Origin of the sequence: Candidatus Caldatribacterium sp. SIUC1 (assembly GCF_051549785.1) — a bacterium.
GTDB lineage: Bacteria > Atribacterota > Atribacteria > Atribacterales > Caldatribacteriaceae > Caldatribacterium.
Genome location: NZ_CP189974.1, coordinates 1,931,673 through 1,948,924, shown reverse-complemented (window position 1 = coordinate 1,948,924; position 17,252 = coordinate 1,931,673). Strand labels below are relative to the sequence as shown.

General features: G+C 55.4%; 15 protein-coding genes and 1 CRISPR repeat array. Of the genes, 13 read left to right on the top strand and 2 right to left on the bottom strand.

The window, feature by feature from the left end; all coding sequences use genetic code 11:
- Nucleotides 1–3: 3 nt before the first annotated feature.
- From cas1b to ACP6EK_RS10085, 8 genes are all read left to right on the top strand, one after another.
- The gene (cas1b, locus tag ACP6EK_RS10120; RefSeq protein ID WP_438316085.1) at nt 4–981 is read left to right on the top strand and encodes a type I-B CRISPR-associated endonuclease Cas1b; all 978 of its coding nucleotides are present in this window, start codon (nt 4–6) and stop codon (nt 979–981) included.
- A gap of 2 nt (nt 982–983) precedes the next feature.
- Nucleotides 984–1,253, top strand: a complete 270-nt coding sequence (gene cas2, locus ACP6EK_RS10115) for a CRISPR-associated endonuclease Cas2 (RefSeq protein ID WP_438316082.1) — start codon at nt 984–986, stop codon at nt 1,251–1,253.
- Between the two features lie 205 nt (nt 1,254–1,458).
- Nucleotides 1,459–2,395: direct repeats of the CRISPR family, unit length 29 nt; unit sequence GTTTTGTCTGAACTATGTGGGATGTAAAC.
- A 1,224-nt stretch (nt 2,396–3,619) separates the two neighbouring features.
- Nucleotides 3,620–4,414 (top strand): asparagine synthase-related protein, encoded by a 795-nt coding sequence (locus ACP6EK_RS10110; RefSeq protein WP_438316079.1) that lies wholly within the window; start codon nt 3,620–3,622, stop codon nt 4,412–4,414.
- Between the two features lie 684 nt (nt 4,415–5,098).
- Nucleotides 5,099–6,199 (top strand): alcohol dehydrogenase catalytic domain-containing protein, encoded by a 1,101-nt coding sequence (locus ACP6EK_RS10105; protein WP_438316076.1) that lies wholly within the window; start codon nt 5,099–5,101, stop codon nt 6,197–6,199.
- An 11-nt stretch (nt 6,200–6,210) separates the two neighbouring features.
- Nucleotides 6,211–7,161 carry a sugar-binding transcriptional regulator gene (locus tag ACP6EK_RS10100; RefSeq protein ID WP_438316073.1) on the top strand — a complete coding sequence of 317 codons (951 nt, stop codon included), beginning with the start codon at nt 6,211–6,213 and terminating at the stop codon, nt 7,159–7,161.
- Nucleotides 7,162–7,236: 75 nt separating this feature from the next.
- Nucleotides 7,237–8,643: an ABC transporter substrate-binding protein gene (locus tag ACP6EK_RS10095; protein ID WP_438316071.1), complete on the top strand. Its 1,407-nt coding sequence runs from the start codon at nt 7,237–7,239 to the stop codon at nt 8,641–8,643.
- 49 nt (nt 8,644–8,692) lie between these two features.
- Nucleotides 8,693–9,574, top strand: coding sequence for a carbohydrate ABC transporter permease (locus ACP6EK_RS10090; protein ID WP_438316068.1), 882 nt, complete (start codon nt 8,693–8,695; stop codon nt 9,572–9,574).
- Entirely contained in the window at nt 9,571–10,392 is an 822-nt protein-coding gene (locus ACP6EK_RS10085) for a carbohydrate ABC transporter permease (protein WP_438316065.1), read from the top strand. Before ACP6EK_RS10090 ends, ACP6EK_RS10085 begins: the two co-directional genes overlap by 4 nt.
- Here ACP6EK_RS10085 and rbsK read toward each other — a convergent pair.
- Complete coding sequence (rbsK, locus tag ACP6EK_RS10080) at nt 10,382–11,335, bottom strand: ribokinase (RefSeq protein WP_438316062.1); 954 nt, start codon at nt 11,333–11,335, stop codon at nt 10,382–10,384. The two genes, ACP6EK_RS10085 and rbsK, sit on opposite strands and share 11 nt — an antisense overlap.
- Before the next feature lie 168 nt (nt 11,336–11,503).
- Between rbsK and ACP6EK_RS10075 the strand changes: the two genes are divergently transcribed.
- From ACP6EK_RS10075 to deoC, 5 genes are read left to right on the top strand one after another with little or no spacing between them, the layout of a single operon-like run.
- A complete protein-coding gene (locus ACP6EK_RS10075) occupies nt 11,504–13,288 on the top strand; it encodes an ASKHA domain-containing protein (RefSeq protein WP_438316059.1) in 1,785 nt (594 codons plus the stop codon).
- 22 nt (nt 13,289–13,310) lie between these two features.
- On the top strand, nt 13,311–14,600 hold the full coding sequence (locus tag ACP6EK_RS10070; protein ID WP_438316057.1) for a DUF1015 domain-containing protein: 1,290 nt from the start codon (nt 13,311–13,313) through the stop codon (nt 14,598–14,600).
- A 9-nt stretch (nt 14,601–14,609) separates the two neighbouring features.
- On the top strand, nt 14,610–15,269 hold the full coding sequence (locus ACP6EK_RS10065; RefSeq protein ID WP_438316054.1) for an orotidine 5'-phosphate decarboxylase / HUMPS family protein: 660 nt from the start codon (nt 14,610–14,612) through the stop codon (nt 15,267–15,269).
- Entirely contained in the window at nt 15,244–15,804 is a 561-nt protein-coding gene (locus tag ACP6EK_RS10060; protein ID WP_438316052.1) for an SIS domain-containing protein, read from the top strand. The genes ACP6EK_RS10065 and ACP6EK_RS10060 overlap by 26 nt, the downstream gene beginning before the upstream one ends.
- Before the next feature lie 12 nt (nt 15,805–15,816).
- On the top strand, nt 15,817–16,578 hold the full coding sequence (deoC, locus tag ACP6EK_RS10055) for a deoxyribose-phosphate aldolase (protein WP_438316049.1): 762 nt from the start codon (nt 15,817–15,819) through the stop codon (nt 16,576–16,578).
- On the opposite strand, the gene ACP6EK_RS10050 is transcribed toward deoC, so the two are convergent.
- On the bottom strand, nt 16,562–17,224 hold the full coding sequence (locus ACP6EK_RS10050; RefSeq protein WP_438316047.1) for an anaerobic ribonucleoside-triphosphate reductase activating protein: 663 nt from the start codon (nt 17,222–17,224) through the stop codon (nt 16,562–16,564). The genes deoC and ACP6EK_RS10050 overlap by 17 nt on opposite strands.
- Between the last annotated feature and the right edge of the window lie 28 nt (nt 17,225–17,252).

Below are 17,252 nucleotides of genomic sequence, written 5' to 3'. Positions count from 1 at the left end.
AACATGGAGCCGTATTACATTTTGAGCAGTGGGACGATCAGAAGAAACGAGAACACCATCCTTGTTGAAAAAGAGGATGGGGCGAAAAAGGTCATCCCCATCGAGAATGTCGATGCGCTTCATGTTTTTGGCCAGGTCACGATGAATAAAGAGTTCCTGGTGTTCCTGGCAAAGGCAGGGAAGCCCATGCATGTTTACAACTACTACGGTTTTTACAGCGGGTCTTTCCTCCCCAAAGACGGAAACACTTCTGGAGAACTCCTCGTTCGCCAGGTAGAACACTATCTTAACCCGGAGAAGCGCCTCTTCCTGGCTTTCTCTTTCGTTGAGGGTGCCATATTCCACGCTTGCCGGAACTTACGGGAATATCCGGGAACTGAGCCCTTCATTGCCGAGATTGAAAAAGAGCTTGACAAAGCTCGTTCTGCACGGACCATTGCCGACCTTATGGGGTGTGAGGGCCGGGCAAAGGAGGCTTACTACCAGGCTTTCCAGTGTTTCCTTCGGGAAGATTTCCCCTTTGAAAAAAGGGAAAAGCACCCACCTTCGAATCCTGTTAATGCCCTACTCTCTTTTGGGAACTCTCTCCTTTATGCCACCATCCTTTCGGAGTGTTACCGGACGTCTCTCAATCCCACGATAAGCTATCTCCATGAGCCCCGGGAACGCCGCTTCTCGCTTTGTCTGGATATTGCCGAGATCTTCAAACCCCTTATCGTCGACTCGCTCATTTTTCGTCTCATCAATACGGGTATTCTGTGTCCAGAAGACTTTGCCAGAGACTTCGAGGGCTGTTATCTCAACGACCAGGGTAGGAAGAAGTTCCTTCAGGCCTTTGAAGAAAAGCTGAAGACCACAATCAAACACCGTCGCTTGAAGCGAAAAGTATCCTACCGGACCATCCTGCGGCTCGAGTGCTATAAACTCATCCGGCATTTTCTGGGGGACGAACTCTATGTCCCCTTTAAAGCCTGGTGGTGAGAATGCCCTATTGCATTGTGACTTACGACGTCGAAGAGGGACGAGTCAATCAGGTGAGAAAGGTTCTCAAGCGCTATTTTACTTGGGTGCAGAACTCGGTATTCGAAGGGGAAATAGGGGACGGAAAACTGGAGAAGTGTCTTCAAGAACTCAAGAAGGTCATTAAGAGTGATGCCGACTCAATATACGTATACCGCTTTGAGCTCCAGGGGTATTGCCAGAAGAGGGTACTCGGTCAGGAAAAAGAAAAGCCTCTTAATCTCATCTCCTGATGCTGCATCCAGGGTGTTTTCCTCGAAAGAGCTTTCCGGAACTCGTGTTGCAAGGCTTTGACCTGCTTTCTGGTGGTAGTGCAAGAGCATTATCGGGGGTTCGATGCAAAAATTCGTTTTTTCTAGCCCTTTTTTCCTTTCTTCACAGCGGGCTTTTGCCCTTTACACTGGCTTTCTTTCGATGTATTCTTTCTTAAAGAAGCGGGTTTTGTCTGAACTATGTGGGATGTAAACGGAAGTTGGCCATCAGATTCTGCAGGGAGAGGGTTCGGTTTTGTCTGAACTATGTGGGATGTAAACATGATGTAAGCATCGGCTTTATCGGGGCTCCTGCCAAGTTTTGTCTGAACTATGTGGGATGTAAACAACATTATCTTCGCGCCCGGGGGAAAGGGGAAAAGCGTTTTGTCTGAACTATGTGGGATGTAAACAATTGCGCTGTAAATCCTCCTTGCCTCCTCTAATACGTTTTGTCTGAACTATGTGGGATGTAAACTCGCAGGTCCTGCGACGGTGGTTTCTGGCGACTTGGTTTTGTCTGAACTATGTGGGATGTAAACATCTTGCGGTAAGCCGAGCGCTTGTTTGTAGGCCAGTTTTGTCTGAACTATGTGGGATGTAAACCACGATAGTACGAAACTTCTGCAAACAAAGTACGCGGTTTTGTCTGAACTATGTGGGATGTAAACACACTCTCACGAACGAGGGATTGAACTTTGTCTGCGTTTTGTCTGAACTATGTGGGATGTAAACCCGGAAAAGGACATCGTTGGCTACCGGCGCAAAAAGTTTTGTCTGAACTATGTGGGATGTAAACGGATGACCTCAAAGGTCTCCTCCATCGTCTCGGTACGGTTTTGTCTGAACTATGTGGGATGTAAACTGTCCCGATCCTCCCCAGCCAGGTCCTCAAACCCGGTTTTGTCTGAACTATGTGGGATGTAAACCAGACGGCTTACACTGGACTAGGCTCGTCGTTGTCAGTTTTGTCTGAACTATGTGGGATGTAAACACCGTGTAGTGGCCAGGCGCCTCATGAACATCCTGAGTTTTGTCTGAACTATGTGGGATGTAAACCATAGAGCCCTGGGAGGCCATGGTCAGGTGGGTCAGGTTTTGTCTGAACTATGTGGGATGTAAACGAGAAAGACCTTTAAGGACGGGCTGATAAGCCTTGCTGGGTCACCGGAACCCGTAATGGCTTGACCGGACCTTCTGGGAGGTTCCCTGTACTCCAGAGAGAAAGTAAACTTCTGGGGTTGTGGGACTGAGGACCCTGTGCCCTGTATGAATGGGTACAAAGGGAACAGGGGTTCTCCCAGGGCGCTTCAGGAAACCTTCTGCCCTGAGAGTTCCCCCGTGAAAACTCCATTGCCAGACCTTCCGGAATTCACGGACTTTGAAGAATTCGTTTTCCTCAGGAAAGGGGGTTTCACTGTTTCTTCCTCCGCTGTGGGGAGAATCCTCAAATCCCTCAAGGCCCGTGGTCTTTTGAGGGAGGGAGAAAAACCGAGGAGGGTTGCTGCTACAAAAAGCCCACGGGGGAATCAAAGACCCCATGCCCAGAGAAAACCTAAAGACTACGAGGTGGCATCTCCCGGAGACCTCATTACCATCGATACCTCAAAAGCCACCCCCTTCCTGGAAAGGTGTAGAGGGAATTCCTGCCCAGGACCTCATCTTGAAGTGGGCCTACTCCTCTCCCCATGCTCAAGCCACGAGAATCTTCCCAGGTGTTCCTCGAGGAACTCCGAAAGGTACCCTTTTCCCGCTTAAACCACGAGGTACTGGAGGGAGTACATGCTCCGGGGAGTTTGAGGATTCTGGAAGAGCACGGTGTCAAACTCTTCGTCCTCCCTCCAAGATCTCCCACATCCCAATAGGAAAGACTACACTGGAGCCTGGGGAAAGGGGCCCTGGGAAAAGCTGAGAGACACTGGATTTCTTGGGTGTCCCGCATGATGTGAGCCCGTACACCAGTGCAGGCCGTTGAGCGGCTGATTGCTTTGCAAGGGGGGTGAAGAGCGATTACGTCGGCCATTGCAGGTATAAAAGGTCACAGTCAATTTTATGATGCTGCTCGGAAGATGTTGCGTTCTCTTGCGCATCGTGGTGGTGATGAGTTGAGACGAGTAGAGTCCGACGGTGTATTCATGCAAATGTCGTTTCGCAAAATCGAGCGATTCCTTGCGCCTTTTGCTGACAGAAATAACGCAGTTTGGGATGGCATGCCGCCTGCTGAAATATCTGCCCAAGCGCTTTCTCGCTAGCCAAGTCCCTTTGTCACTGCGGCTATCCAGGATGGCTATTTGCTTGTCGCACGCGACCCCTGTGGGGTAAAGCCTCTCTCTATTATGGTCAGATAGATGGTGCACTGGTTTTTGCTTCGGAAGTCAAAACCCTTCTATCCGTTACCGGTGATGCGCATGAATTCCCCGGGTCGCTTCTACACTGCACAGCAGGAATTTCAACCTTTCGCCCATATCCAGGCAGGAGATTTTCTCGACGATGATGCCGATACGATTGTATTGGAGCTCAGGAAACGATTGGAACAGGCTATCCAGAGATGGTTAGTCACAGATACGGTAGGAGTGTGGCTATCCGGTGGCGTGGATTCTTCCGTCATTGCAACCTTGCTCAGGCCAAGAGTCAGAAAATTGCACTCGTTTGTAATTGGCCTGCCGAACGCGACAGATCTGGAGTACGGACAGATCATGGCAAGCCTTCTTCAGACCGAACACCATGCGCATATCATATCTCTGGACGATGTTCTCGCTGTATTGCCTGATGTTATCTATGCGCTGGAATCCTTTGATGCTCTTTTAGTTCACTCATCGGTGACACACTATTTGATTTCCAAAGTTGCATCGGAGTATGTAGAGCTGATTTTTACCGGTGAGGGTGGTGATGAATTGTTTGCTGGCTATGATTACATGAAAAATTATCCCCTGGAGCAACTCCCTGTTATTCTGGAACAAGCAGTCAGGAGCTTGCATAATACAGCCTTCCAGCGTGTTGATCGCTGTGCTGGAGCGCACGGACTCATCCCTTGCTTTCCCTTTGCCGATATGGGTGTGGTTGAGTATGCGCTTCGTATTCCAGCCGGGTACAAGTTGTGCCAGGGGTCAGGGAAGTGGGTCGAAAAATGGATATTGCGTTGAGTTGTGGAGCAAGATGTTCCCGAGAAAGTACTCTGGCGTCCCAAGACCAAGTTCTGGCAAGGTACGGGACTTCAGCAGTTCATTGGCGATTATGCAGATTCGCATGTCTCGGAGCGCGATTTTGAGCGAGAGCGGCGTTTACCAAGCGGCTGGATGCTCGCATCTAAAGAAGAATTGATGTACTATCGCATTTTTCAGTGAGTTTTTGGCAAAGCATCCAATCTGGACTGGATGGGACGGACACAAATACCTGGAGTGAGTGTGAGCTAACACCAGGCCGTCCAATACGTGCTCCCGCCCGTTGTGGTTTTGTTGTGCTTCACGATGGGGCTGAACGTGTTCGTTCGTAAGGCCGATTTCCGGAGACCCAAAAGGAGGAACCCCTCCTTTCCCCTGAAAGCATTGGAGAGAGGGAGCGGAGTTTGCCGGGGGAGTCTCTGGCGACACCCCGGCGATGAGGGAAGCGGTGAGTGTTCTGCGATGACTCTCAAAGGCCTGGCGCGAAGTATATCCTGGGTTCCTGTACCCTCCGGATGAGTAAGTTTGAAGAGAACAAACCCATGATGAAAGAGTTCAAAAGTGGAGGCATCCCTACACTAAGCTGACGCTATCGTAGACGTTTTTCCGTTATCTCTCGCTGTTCCAGCGTGGTAGAATGAAGGAAGTACGAAAGGAGGTTATGCTATGGCCGTAGAAAGCATTCCAGACCTTCCCCGCAAGATGAAAGCGGTGGTGAACCACGCTCCCTATGATTTCCGCCTTGAGGAGGTTCCGGTTCCAGAGGTTGGTCCTGAGGAAGTCCTCATCCGGGTGGGGGGATGCGGCATCTGCGCCGGGGATGTGAAGACCTTCCATGGGAATCCCCGGGTGTGGGGCGGTAATGGGCATCCTCCGTACGTGGTGACTCCGGTCGTTCCAGGGCATGAGTTCTTCGGCCAGGTGGTGGCCCTGGGGGAGGGGGCAAAGGAGAAACACGGTGTTTCCCTGGGAGACTGGGTGGCCGTGGAGCAGATTATCCCCTGTGAGGTGTGCCGTTTCTGCCAGGAAGGGAGCTACTGGATGTGCGAGCGGCACTACATTTTCGGTTTCAAGCGCCATGAAGCCGAAGGGGGATTTGCCGAGTACATGCGCCTGCCCCGAAACTCCCGGATTCACAGGCTCCCGGAAGGATTCCCCCTTCGGGTTGCACCCTACATTGAACCCCTGGGATGTGCTGTACACGCTGTGGACCGGGCGGACATCACCTTCCGGGACGTGGTGGTCGTTGCCGGGATGGGGGCTATAGGCTTGGGCATGCTCCAGGTGGCCCGTCTGAAAAATCCTCGATGCCTCATCGCCATTGATGTCATTGAGAAACGCCTGGACCTGGCGAAGAAACTCGGTGCCGACCTCGTTCTCAACCCGAAAGTCGTGGATGTGGTGGAGGAGGTCAAGCGCCTCACCGATGGCTACGGGTGCGACGTGTACATCCACGCAAGCGGCAATCCCCAGGGGGTCATCCAGGGGCTGAACATGCTCCGCCGCCTTGGCCGTTACGTGGAGTTCAGCGTCTTCAACGCCCCAACAACAGTGGACTGGAGCATCATCGGGGACGTCAAAGAACTCGACATCCGGGGTGCCCACCTGAGCCCCTGGACCTACCCTGTGGCCATCCGGTTTCTCCACGAGGGCCTTGTGAAGGCCGATGACATCATCACCCATGAGCTTCCCCTTGAGGAGTTCAAGAGAGGGCTTGAGCTTGCCGAGAAAGGCGATGAAGCCATTCGGGTGGTGCTCAAGCCGTAGGGGTGAATCCTTTGCCCAGGCGAAAGGATCATTTTGCCCTGGCCTGTGAAGTGGCGAAACTGTACTACTACGAGGACCTCACCCAGGACCAGATTGGTGAGGTCCTCGGCCTTTCCCGGCAGAAGGTCTCAAGGCTCCTTCGCTGGGCAAAGGAGGAAGGCATTGTCCAGATTCGGGTGCTTGACACAGGGGAGAACACGAAGACCCTTGAGGTGAAGCTTCGGGAACGTTTCGGTCTTCGGGATGTGCGGGTGGCCTCGACCTTCAGCCGCGATCCGGGACTTGTGGTGAAGCGAATCGCCCAGGTTGCCGCGTCATACCTTCGGGGAGTGGTTGAGCCCCATACCTCCCTGGGGGTTGCCTACGGGAAAACGCTCTTCGCCATGACCCATTTCCTCGTGCCGAAAGCTGTCCCGGGCTTCCAGGTGGTGCAGATTATGGGAGGGTACGGGAAGCTCAAGGGAGACGTTGTGGCGGTGGAACTCGCCCGGGCCCTGGCGCAGAATTTCGGTGGGAGTGTGGTGTATCTCCTTGCTCCGGCATTTGCAAAGGATGCGGCGACGCGGGATGCCCTCCTTGGTGATGAGCGTGTGGCCCGGGTGCTGGAACTCGCCCGCAACGTGGATATTGCCCTTGTGGGGATTGGAGGGGTGACTTCTGGTTCTACCTTGCTGGATACTGGAGACATTTCCCCCCACGAGGTTGAGGAACTCATCGCCCGGAAAGCGGTCGGGAATATCTGTGGTAACTTCTACAACGAGCAGGGGGAGCCGGTTCCCTGCCAGGCCGATCGGCGGCGTATTGCCCTGACCTTGCAGGAGCTCTCGAGGATCCCGAGGGTCATAGGGGTGGCGGGAGGAGAGGAAAAGCTCAGGCCTATTCTCGGAGCACTCCGGGGGAAGTTCGTGAACATCCTCATCACCGACGACGTCACCGCTTCGGCTCTTCTTGAAGGGGATTAGCATTTGCGCCCGCTCCTTTTCGGGAGTATAATAACCTTGTGGAAGGAACATCACATCTGAAGGAGGGGTGTGGTTATGCGGAAGTTCCTTCTGTTCCTCTTTGCCTTCGTGCTTCTTGCGAGTGTGGCCTACGCTTCACCGGTGAAACTCGTCGTTGTGGGAGATGCAGGACACAACCTGAAACCCTTTGAGTGGTATGCGAAGGACCTGAAGGAAAAGTTCGATGTGGAACTTGAGGTCATCGGTGTCCCCTTTGGAGAGCTCTATGAGAAAGAAAAGGTGGAGCTCATTGCTGGGACCGGCGCTTTCGATATCATGATTGTCTACCCCAAGTTCCTTGCTGAGTTTGCTGCCAACGGCTGGCTCTATCCCCTTGACGAGTTTGTCGCAAAGCTTGATCCCAAGCTTGACGACGTTACCCCGGGATACCGGGATTTCTACTGTAAATACGGCGGCAAGCTCTATGCTCTGCCCTACGACGGTGATGTCCTGAGCCTCTATTACCGGAAAGACCTCCTTGAGAACGAAGAAGAGCGAAAGGCCTTTAAGGAGAAGTATGGGTATGATCTCAAAGTTCCCGAGACCTGGGACGAGTACCTCGATGTAGCCGAGTTCTTTACGAGGAAGGCCGGAGAGAAGCTCGCCGGAGAGGTCCTGCAGCGGGATTTCTACGGGACTGCCTACTACGGCCAGAAAGACCAGATTTTTGCCTGGTGGGGGAACATCTTTGCCAGCCTCGGTGGAGTGTACTTCGATGAGGAGACCATGGAGCCGGCCATTAACTCTGAAGCAGGGGTGAAGGCTCTGGAGATTATGAAGGAAATCCACAAGTACTGTCCTCCCGATGTCCTGGCCTACGGATACGAAGAACTGAAAGACGTCTTCCTCAACGGGGACTGCTTCATGGTCATCCAGTGGCCCTGTGTGGGGAAGAAGGGAGCGGATCCAGCACAGTCAAAGATTGTCGGGAAAATCGGCGTCTCTCACGTTCCGGGAGTCAAGAAGGATGGCGAAATATACTATCGAGCCATGATGCCCTGCGGGCGAGTTCTGGCCATTGCCGCACAGTCAAAAGACCCCTGGAAGGCATACCAGGTCATCCACTATCTCTCAGTGGTCACAAGCCTTGATGACGTCTCTACTCCCGAAACCGGCCTTGACCCCTACCGGTACTCTCACTTTGCTCACCCCGAGGCCTACGAGATGTTCGCTAACGTCGAGGACGCGAAGATTTACCTTGCCGGTGTCCAGAAGAACATGGAGAAAGGGTACCCCGAAATGGTCCTTCCTGGAACGGTGGAGTACGAGGAAACCCTGGGTGTGGCCCTCACCAAGGCTCTCACCGGGGAACTCGATCCCAAGAGTGCTCTGGACGAAGCAGCACAGGCCTGGAGAGACATTCTCGAGCGTTTTGGCAAGGAGCAACAGAAAGCCCTCTACCAGGAGCTTGTGAAGGGCTGGAAAGCTGTAGGTCTCTGGTGAGATCACTGGGGCTGGGGTTCTCCCCCAGCCCCTTTTTCTGGAGGCAACCATGGGGGGGTTACGCAAAAGAGACTGGTGGGTAGCTTTCTTCTTCGTCCTTCCGGTGGTTGTGATTCTCCTTGCCATTTCTATCTTCCCGATGATGTACTCCTTCTACCTCAGCCTCTGCAAATGGGACATCGGTATGGGAGGGCAACGGACCTTCATCGGAGCGGGAAACTACCTGAGGCTCTTTTCCGATGCCCGTTTCTTCAACTCCCTGAAGAATACCGGCCGGGTTCTTCTCTTTGGGGTAGGAGCACAGTTTGCCCTTGGTCTTTCCCTGGCGCTCCTTCTGAACCGGAGTTTCCGGGGGCGGAGTCTCGTGGTGACCCTTTTCCTCCTCCCCATGATGATTTCGCCGGTGGTGGTGGGGTGTATTTGGAAAATCATCTACCACTACCAGTACGGTCCTCTCAACTACCTCCTGAACCTCCTGGGGATTCGTTCTGTGAACTGGCTGGGAAGTGGAAGCGTGAGTCCGTACTCTATAGTCCTTGCAGATATCTGGGAGTGGACGCCCTTTATGGTCATCACCCTCCTTGCGGGCTTGCAGGCCATTCCTGATGACCTCTACGAGGCGGCGCGGGTGGATGGCGCTAATCGATGGCAGGTCTTTTCTGGTGTTGTCTTTCCTCTTCTCCGTCCGGTGGTCATCATCGCCATCCTCATTCGGGTGATGGACGCGTTTAAAATCTTCGACCTTGTGGTGCTCCTCACCATGGGCGGTCCGGGTCAGGCCTCAGAGAGTGTGGCTTTTTACAATTACCTCACCGGGTTCAAGTACTTCAGCATGGGCTATGCCTCGGCCATGAGTTACGTCCAGCTTGCCGTCATTGTGGCCATTGCCAACGTTTTCCTGCGGTCCTTCAAGAGGAGAGAAGTGGTATGAGGCGGCGGGACGGAGTGACGGTGGCAATCTTTGTGGGCGTATTTGTGCTTCTTGCCGTTGCCCTTGCTCCCTTTGTCTGGAACGTGCTGACGTCCTTCAAGGATAAGGGAGAGTACTTCACGTACCCCCCGGTTTTCGTTCCTTCATCGTTTGACCTTGAGCACTACGTGCGGGGCATGCATCTTGGAGGCGCCAAGGGCATAAAAGACAGCTTCATCATCGCCTCCCTCACCACCCTTCTTGCCATTGCCCTTGGGTCACTTGCGGCGTATGCCCTTTCCCGTTTCCGCATCGGTGGAGACAACTTTGCCTTCTGGATTCTCTCGGTGCGGATGATGCCTCCCATTGCCTCAGTTCTTCCTCTTTTCCTCTTTTTCCGGTTTTTGCGGTGGCTGGATACCTACCAGGCGCTCATTTTCACCTATGCGCTCGTGAACATCCCCTTTGCTGTCTGGATGATGAAGGGATTCTTCGACGAGCTCCCGGTGGAACTTGAGGAAGCGGCGCTCATCGATGGGTGTGGGAGACTGGGGGCCTTCGTCCGGGTAGCCCTGCCTCTTGTGGCTCCTGGTCTTGTGGCGACGGCGCTCTTCTGCTTCATGTTTTCTTGGAATGAATTCCTCTTTGCCCTGATTCTCGGGCGTTCCCGGGTCATCCCTATCACGGTGAACATCGCCGGTCTCATCGGGGGTCACGAAATCCTCTGGGCGGAGATTTCGGCGGTCTCCATTGTGGCTAGCGTTCCCATCATTGTCCTTGCCATTCTCCTCCAGCGATACCTCGTTCGGGGTCTCACCCTGGGTGCTGTCAAAGGATGAACGACGGGGATTTCTTCTGCGCCGTTTTCAGCCATTCCAGGAACTCTTCCCGGGAAGCGAAGGATTTCTGGGTTCCCCGTTTCTCTGTGGAAAGGGCGGCGTACGCGCAGGCAAGGTCAACAGCGCAAGGCAGGTCTTTCCCCTCTGCCAGGAAGTAGGCTAAGGCTCCGAGGAACGCGTCTCCAGCCCCGGTGGTGTCAACCGTCCGGGCCTGGTAGGCAGGGAAAAGGGTGAAAGTTCCTCCGCTCCCCAGAAGAGCCCCTCTCTCTCCCAGGGTTACCAGGACGTTCTCTATGCCTCTTTCCCAGAGCGTGGCTACTGCCCTCTTCAGGTCCTCCTCTCCTTCGATGGGGAAGCCAGCGAATCCCTCAAGCTCCCGCTCGTTGGGGACGAAGAGCCTCACGCCGCGGATACTCTGCCAGTCCAGGGGCTGGAAGGGAGCGGGATTCAGAATAACCGGAATGTGGAACTTTTGAGCGAGATCCATAGTAGCGTAGACCGTTTCGAGGGGAATCTCGAGCTGCACGAGGATGAAATGGGACCTGGCCAGGGCCTCTCTCGCTTTCCAGACATCTTCAGGAAGCAGGAAGGCATTTGCCCCCGGGATGATGAAAATGCTGTTTCGGCCTCTGGGATCCACGAAGATGGGGGCAACACCACTCGTTTTTCCCGGAACGGTCTTGATGAAACTTGTATCAATCCCATGACGGGCGAAATTCTCCTTGACCAGGGGGCCAAAGAGGTCGTCCCCCACGGCAGTCACCACAACGACCTCTCCCCCGAGTTTGGCCACGGCCACCGCCTGGTTGGCTCCCTTTCCACCAAAACCGATCTCAAAATCCTTCCCGAAAATGGTCTCTCCGACCCTCGGGAAGCGGTCCTCATAGTAGGTGATAAGGTCCATCATGTTGCTCCCCACCATGCCGATGACCGGTCGTGCCATACTCCTCCCTCCCTACTTTCCCGCGTGCTTCTATGATAGCACAGAGCTCCTGATGCACATTGCCCTGTGGTTCTGGCCATAGGCTCCGGGAGAAATTTTTTCTGAACGGGTAGCGTATCGCAAGGTGTTTGGTTAGAATACCAAAGAGCGTCGCTTTTTGGGAGGCCTATGGTTCGCATAAAGGTTCTACCCCTGGGAAAAACCCTGGAGGGGAAAGAGGGAGAGAATCTCTTTTTGCTTTTTCAGAGGAAGAACATCCCCCTGGAGTCGTACTGTGGGGGTGTGGGTTCCTGTGGTAAGTGCGTGGTTCGCATTGTGCAGGGAGAGGTTTCTCCTGCCACCCCTCAGGAAGTGCGGCATCTTGGAGAGCGCATCGGGGAGGGTTTCCGCCTTGCCTGCCAGGTCGTGCCCCTGGGGGATGTGGTGTGCGATATTTCGGCGTCTCTTGAAGGGGTGGAGACCCTGGTTCTCGGCTCTCCTGAAAAAGGAGACGAGACCTTCGTTGTAGACGATGTTCCCGTACGTCGAAGGATCCTGAGGCTCCGCAAACCCCCTCTCCACTCCCCGACCTCTCTCAAGGAAGAACTCGAGAGGATGACATCCCTTTCCTCCTTTGATCGGGTGGCCCTGTCCGGGCTTTCTCTGCTTGGAGAAAAGGATGAGGAAACCTTTGAGGTCCTCTGGGATGAGAGGGCCGTTTTTGCAGTGCGGACTCCTCCGAAAGAGGCAATTCTCGGGTTAGCCTTTGACCTTGGGACGACCACCGTGGCCTGTGAGCTTCTGGACCTTTCCTCGGGGAAGGTCCTGGCCTGGGAGGGAGCGCTCAACCGACAGGTGCGCTTTGGCGCCGATGTGATTTCGAGGCTCCGAGCCGTTCAGGAGCGGTTTGAAAATCTTGAGGCCCTCCAGAGGGATGCGGTGGAGACGATGAACGCCCTGGCGGGGGCAGTATGTCAGCAGGCTCGCCTTGACCCTCGGGATGTTGTGGCAGTTGCAATTTGCGGCAACACCATTATGGAGCACCTCTTCCTCGGTCTTTCTCCCCTGAGCATTGGTGTGGTGCCTTTCGTCCCCGTGCTCCGGGAGGGGTATGTCCTCCGGGCGGAGGAGCTTGCACTCTCTGTTCACCCCGGGGCCCAGGTGTACGTCTTTCCCGCAGTGGCAGGATACGTGGGAGGGGATATTTTAGCAGGGCTTGGGGCCTTCAGGGTCCACGAAGCGGAGAGGACAACCCTCTACATTGACATTGGGACCAACGGGGAGATGGTGCTCGTGCACCGGGGAGAGGTTTTCGCCTGCGGAACAGCGGCAGGACCGGCCTTTGAGGGAGTGGGAGTGCGTTTTGGGATGCGGGCCTCTTTGGGCGCGATTCACGCCCTTCGCTTTGAGCAGGGACGGCTCTCTTTCTCCACCATCGGGGGTGTACCACCCCGGGGCATCTGTGGCACAGGCCTTCTGGACCTTATGGCCGGTCTCCTTGCCTTTGGCCTCCTTTCCTCAACGGGGAGATTTCGCAGGCAGGCAGAGTGGGCATCGTTTTTTGAAGAGGAGCAAGGAGAGCGGAGGTTCATCGTATCCCGTGACCCTCTCATTTTCGTCACCGAGAAGGACATCGAGAACCTCCAGCTCGCTCTGGGGGCAATGAAGGCGGGGAGGGACATTCTGCTGAAGGAGGCCCGTCTCAGGAGGGAGGATATCGAGGAGGTCATCCTTGCGGGGGCTTTCGGGAGTTTCATAAGGCCGGAAAGTGCCCGGATCCTTGGGCTCATTCCCCAGAAAGCCCTGGCCCGTTCCGTGGGGAATGCTGCCCTTTTGGGGGCGAGGAAAGCCCTGGTGTCACTACGTTTTCGAGATGAGGTGGAGCGCCTTGCCCGTCGGGTTCACTACATTGAACTTTCGGCCCGTCGAGACTTTGAGGATGCATTCTGTGACGCGCTGCTTTTTGAGAGCTAACCTGCAGTAGGGGGGTTCACTGATGGCAGTGGTCAAGCCCTTTTCAGGATATTTCTACGCTTCTTCCCTTGTCGGGGAACGGGGCATTGAGAGGCTTGTGGCACCTCCGTATGACGTGATTTCCGAGAAGGAGAGGAAACGCCTGGGTGAAGAGGAGTACAACTTCGTGCACCTCATCCTCGGAAAGGACGAGAGCGGCTACAGAAATGTAGCCGAACGGCTCCGTCGCTGGATTGCCCAGGGAGTGTTTGCGAAGGACACCAGTTCTTCCTTGTACATCTACGAACAGGAGTTTGAGCTCAATCCCTTTGGGCGCAGGACCCGTACCGGTGTTGTGGCTCTGGTACGTCTTGAGGAATTCGAGAAACGGGTCATCTTCCCTCACGAGCGGACCATGCCGAAGTACTCTCTGGACCGCCTTGAGCTCCTGCGGGCAACACGAGCGAACCTCGAGCACATCTTCTGTCTCTACAACGACCCCCAGAGGGTGGTGGATGCCCTCTGCGAGGAACACAAAAGAGAGGAAACGCTCCTTTTCGCCTTCACCGACCGCCAAGGGGTGACCCATCGGCTCTTCCGGCTCTCTGATCCTTCGGCCATCGCCACCATCCGGAAGGTTCTCAATCCCCGTACCCTCATTATTGCCGATGGACACCACCGTTATGAAACCTGTCTCATGTACCGGAGGGAACGGCGGGAGGCTTTGGGAGACCCCCTTGAGGAGATTCCTGAAGACTACACCATGATGACTCTGGTCAACATTCACAACCCGGGGCTCCTGATCCTTCCGACGCACCGGCTGGTTCACGACCTTCCAGAGGAGCGTCTTGCCGATTTCTTTAAAAGGTGCGAGGCCTATTTCGACGTCAGGATTTTCCCCAACGAGCGGCAGATGGAGAAATTCCTGCGAGTGGCTCCTCCGTACACCATTGGGGTCTACGACCGGAAGAACGAGCAGTGGGGGACGATCACCCTGAAAGACCCCCGGATTATGGATGAACGCCTGGGGGAGGACAACGTGAACCGCCATCTTGACACCACCATCCTCCACGAACTCGTTTTCCGGGATATCCTGGGTCTCAATGAGGAAGGCCGAGGAGAAAGCGAGTACGTTGATTACCTCCGGGGGACTAAAGACGTTTTCGCTATCGCCCGGGAAGAAAACAGGTACCAGCTCGTCTTTGTCATGCGTCCGACACCGATTGAGCAGGTCGAGAAAGCGGTGGCAAGGTTCCAGCGAATGCCTCAAAAATCCACCTATTTCTATCCCAAGGTGTGGAGTGGTCTCGTCTTCCGGATGCTGGAGGAGTAGAAGAAGCGTATGCCCCTGCTCCAGATTGCCCTGGACCTCTGGGAGGAACACGAAGCCCTCGAGCTTGCCCGTCGTCTTGGTCCTTACGCGGACATTCTTGAGGTGGGGACGACACTCCTTCTTGCCTGTGGCCTTAGTATCGTCCAGCGCCTCCGAGACCTTCTGGGGGGCAGGGTGCCCCTCTTTGTGGATGCTAAGATTGTGGATGCAGGAGAAGAAGAGGCTGAGGCGGTTTTCCGACACGGTGCGGACATTGTTTCTGTTCTTGGGGGAGCGTTCCGTCCTACTCTTGAGGGCGTACGGAAGGTGGCAAGGCGCTGGGGGAAGCGGTGGATGGTGGACACCATTGACCTGCCTTTGGGCTTTCTGGAAAAAGCGGCCCTTTTGCAGGAGCTCCGACCGGATTTCGTGGGCCTTCACCTTCCCCACGATGTGGCCCGAGAGGACGAACGGGCCTGGCAGGAAGTGGGGTTTTCCTCCTTTCCCTGGCGGGATTTCCCGCTCCTTGTGGCAGGGGGCATCACTCCCCGGACCCTTCCCGGAATCCTTGCGTTTTTCCATCCGGAAGTGGTCGTTGTGGGGTCGGCAATTACCCGGAGTCCCCATCCTGAAGAGGTGGCCAGAACCATGAGGAGGATGCTCGATGAGTATTCGGGAGAAGGTTGCTGAGGTCCTGCAGGAAGCCCGAAATCTCCTCTCCACCCTCGAGGAGAGCGAGGCAGAGCAGGTCCTTTGTGCCCTCAGAGGATGGCAGAAGAAACGCCTCTTTTTCTGGGCACGGGGACGCAGTTTCCTGGTCCTCAAGGGATTTGCCATGCGTCTGATGCACCTTGGGTACGTGGTGCACATTGTGGGTGAGGTGACCTGTCCTGCTATGCAAAAGGGCGATGTCCTCGTTGTGGCTTCGGGTTCAGGGAAGACGTCCTCGGTGCTCCTTTTTGCCGAGAAAGCCCGAGACCTTGGGGCCGAGGTACTGGCCTTTCTGGGAAGAAGGGGAACACCTCTTGAGCGTATTGCCCACCACGCTGTGGCTTTTTCTCCGGAGCAAGCAGGTGAAAGCCGGCAGCTTTATACTGGAGGCGGAGGGACGAGGTTTGAGGACGCTCTCTGGCTCTTCTGCGACGCCCTCATTCTTGCCCTCGTTGAGGGGAGGGAAGGGGAGGCCTACCGCCTCATGGTGGAACGCCATGCCAACCTGGAGTGAGGGGGGAGGAAGATGATCAGCATTCCCGAGCTTCGTCGGAGGGTTGAGGACGCCCTTGGGGTGGAAATCCCTCTGCGGGCACGTTTTCCGGAAAAGGAGGACATTCCCGAAAGGGAAGAGGACCTTCAAGGTTTCCTTGCCCGGCGCACCGACCTGACGCTCCTTCGGCCCACGGCGACCCGGCAGGAAGTTCGGGAGCTCTGCGAAAAGGCTAGGACATTCGGGGTTTTCAGCGTGATCGTGCACCCCTACTATGTCGCCCTGTGCAGTGAAATCCTCGAGGGCAGTGGGGTCCTCGTGGGGGTGGCCGTGGGATTTCCTCTGGGGCAGAATAAGCCTGAAATCAAGGCCCGGGAGGCCCGCCTGGCGTTCCAGGAGGGAGCAAGAGAAGCCGACATGGTGGTGAATTTGGCGGCACTCAGGGAAGGAGACTGGAAGACGGTGTACCAAGACATCCGGGGCGTGGTGGAGGAAATGTCCCCTCACGTGGTCAAGGTGGTCCTTGAGGCAGGGTACCTCACCGAAGAGGAAAAGGCCATTGGATGTCTCATCGCCTGTGCCGCACGGGCCCACTTCGTGAAGACCGCCACAGGATTCGGGCCCTCAGGAGCAACAGAGGAGGACGTCCGCCTCTTCCGCCAGGTGGTGGGGCCGTCCCTTGGGGTAAAGGCGGCAGGGGGCATCAAAACCCGCGCTCAGGCTCTTGCGCTTCTGCGGGCGGGAGCCAACCGTCTGGGGACATCCTCCCTTGCGGTAGTTACAGGCGAAGGGTAACGAGGTCTCGCTGGAGTTCCCTGTTGATGATGTCTCGCCATTTTTCAAGAAGCGACGAAGGATAAGGAGCGATCTCTTTTGCCTCAGGAGAGAGGGTCTTCTCACGGTGGAAGTTCTGCCAGTACCAGACTGAAGCCCCTTCAAGGACTCTGGCCATCTCAAGGAGCGTTGCAAGGTCGTGGAAGGGAGGATAAATGGTCGTCCGGATTTCCGCGCAGGTCTTCCGCTTTAAGACCCTCTGCAGTACTCTCTCCACCGCCTCCCCTCCTCCCCCCACAAGGTCGTATCGTGCAAAAGGCACCTTGAAGTCCACACCCCACAAATCCACGAGGTCCTCAAGGGTCAGGAATGCTTCGTAGAGGCTGCCGTTAGTGTCGACCTTGATGAGGTACCCGAGTTCTTTGACCCTTTCTAAGAAAGGCCTGAGTTCCCGGGTCCACAGGAGGGGCTCCCCACCGGTGACGCACACCGCATCAAGGAGCCCCAGGCGCTTTCTCAGGTATTCGAGGACCTCTTCTTCGTCAATGTGGGGGAGGGATTCGCTTTCGGTGACGAGCTCCGGGTTGTGGCAGAAAGGGCAGCGGAAATTGCACCGGGCAACGAAGAGCACGGTGGCGATTCTCCCCGGATACTCGATGTAACTCACCCTGTGCCACCCCCGGAAGACCATTGCA

Excerpts from the sequence above, each read along its gene's own strand:
- cas2 (WP_438316082.1), top strand. The coding sequence starts at position 984 with ATGCCCTATTGCATTGTGACTTACGACGTCGAAGAGGGACGAGTCAAT.
- cas1b (WP_438316085.1), top strand. The coding sequence starts at position 4 with ATGGAGCCGTATTACATTTTGAGCAGTGGGACGATCAGAAGAAACGAG.
- ACP6EK_RS10060 (WP_438316052.1), top strand. The coding sequence starts at position 15,244 with ATGAGTATTCGGGAGAAGGTTGCTGAGGTCCTGCAGGAAGCCCGAAAT.
- ACP6EK_RS10110 (WP_438316079.1), top strand. The coding sequence starts at position 3,620 with ATGGTGCACTGGTTTTTGCTTCGGAAGTCAAAACCCTTCTATCCGTTA.
- deoC (WP_438316049.1), top strand. The coding sequence starts at position 15,817 with ATGATCAGCATTCCCGAGCTTCGTCGGAGGGTTGAGGACGCCCTTGGG.
- ACP6EK_RS10085 (WP_438316065.1), top strand. The coding sequence starts at position 9,571 with ATGAGGCGGCGGGACGGAGTGACGGTGGCAATCTTTGTGGGCGTATTT.
- ACP6EK_RS10105 (WP_438316076.1), top strand. The coding sequence starts at position 5,099 with ATGGCCGTAGAAAGCATTCCAGACCTTCCCCGCAAGATGAAAGCGGTG.
- ACP6EK_RS10070 (WP_438316057.1), top strand. The coding sequence starts at position 13,311 with ATGGCAGTGGTCAAGCCCTTTTCAGGATATTTCTACGCTTCTTCCCTT.
- ACP6EK_RS10065 (WP_438316054.1), top strand. The coding sequence starts at position 14,610 with ATGCCCCTGCTCCAGATTGCCCTGGACCTCTGGGAGGAACACGAAGCC.
- ACP6EK_RS10075 (WP_438316059.1), top strand. The coding sequence starts at position 11,504 with ATGGTTCGCATAAAGGTTCTACCCCTGGGAAAAACCCTGGAGGGGAAA.
- rbsK (WP_438316062.1), bottom strand. The coding sequence starts at position 11,335 with ATGGCACGACCGGTCATCGGCATGGTGGGGAGCAACATGATGGACCTT.
- ACP6EK_RS10095 (WP_438316071.1), top strand. The coding sequence starts at position 7,237 with ATGCGGAAGTTCCTTCTGTTCCTCTTTGCCTTCGTGCTTCTTGCGAGT.
- ACP6EK_RS10090 (WP_438316068.1), top strand. The coding sequence starts at position 8,693 with ATGGGGGGGTTACGCAAAAGAGACTGGTGGGTAGCTTTCTTCTTCGTC.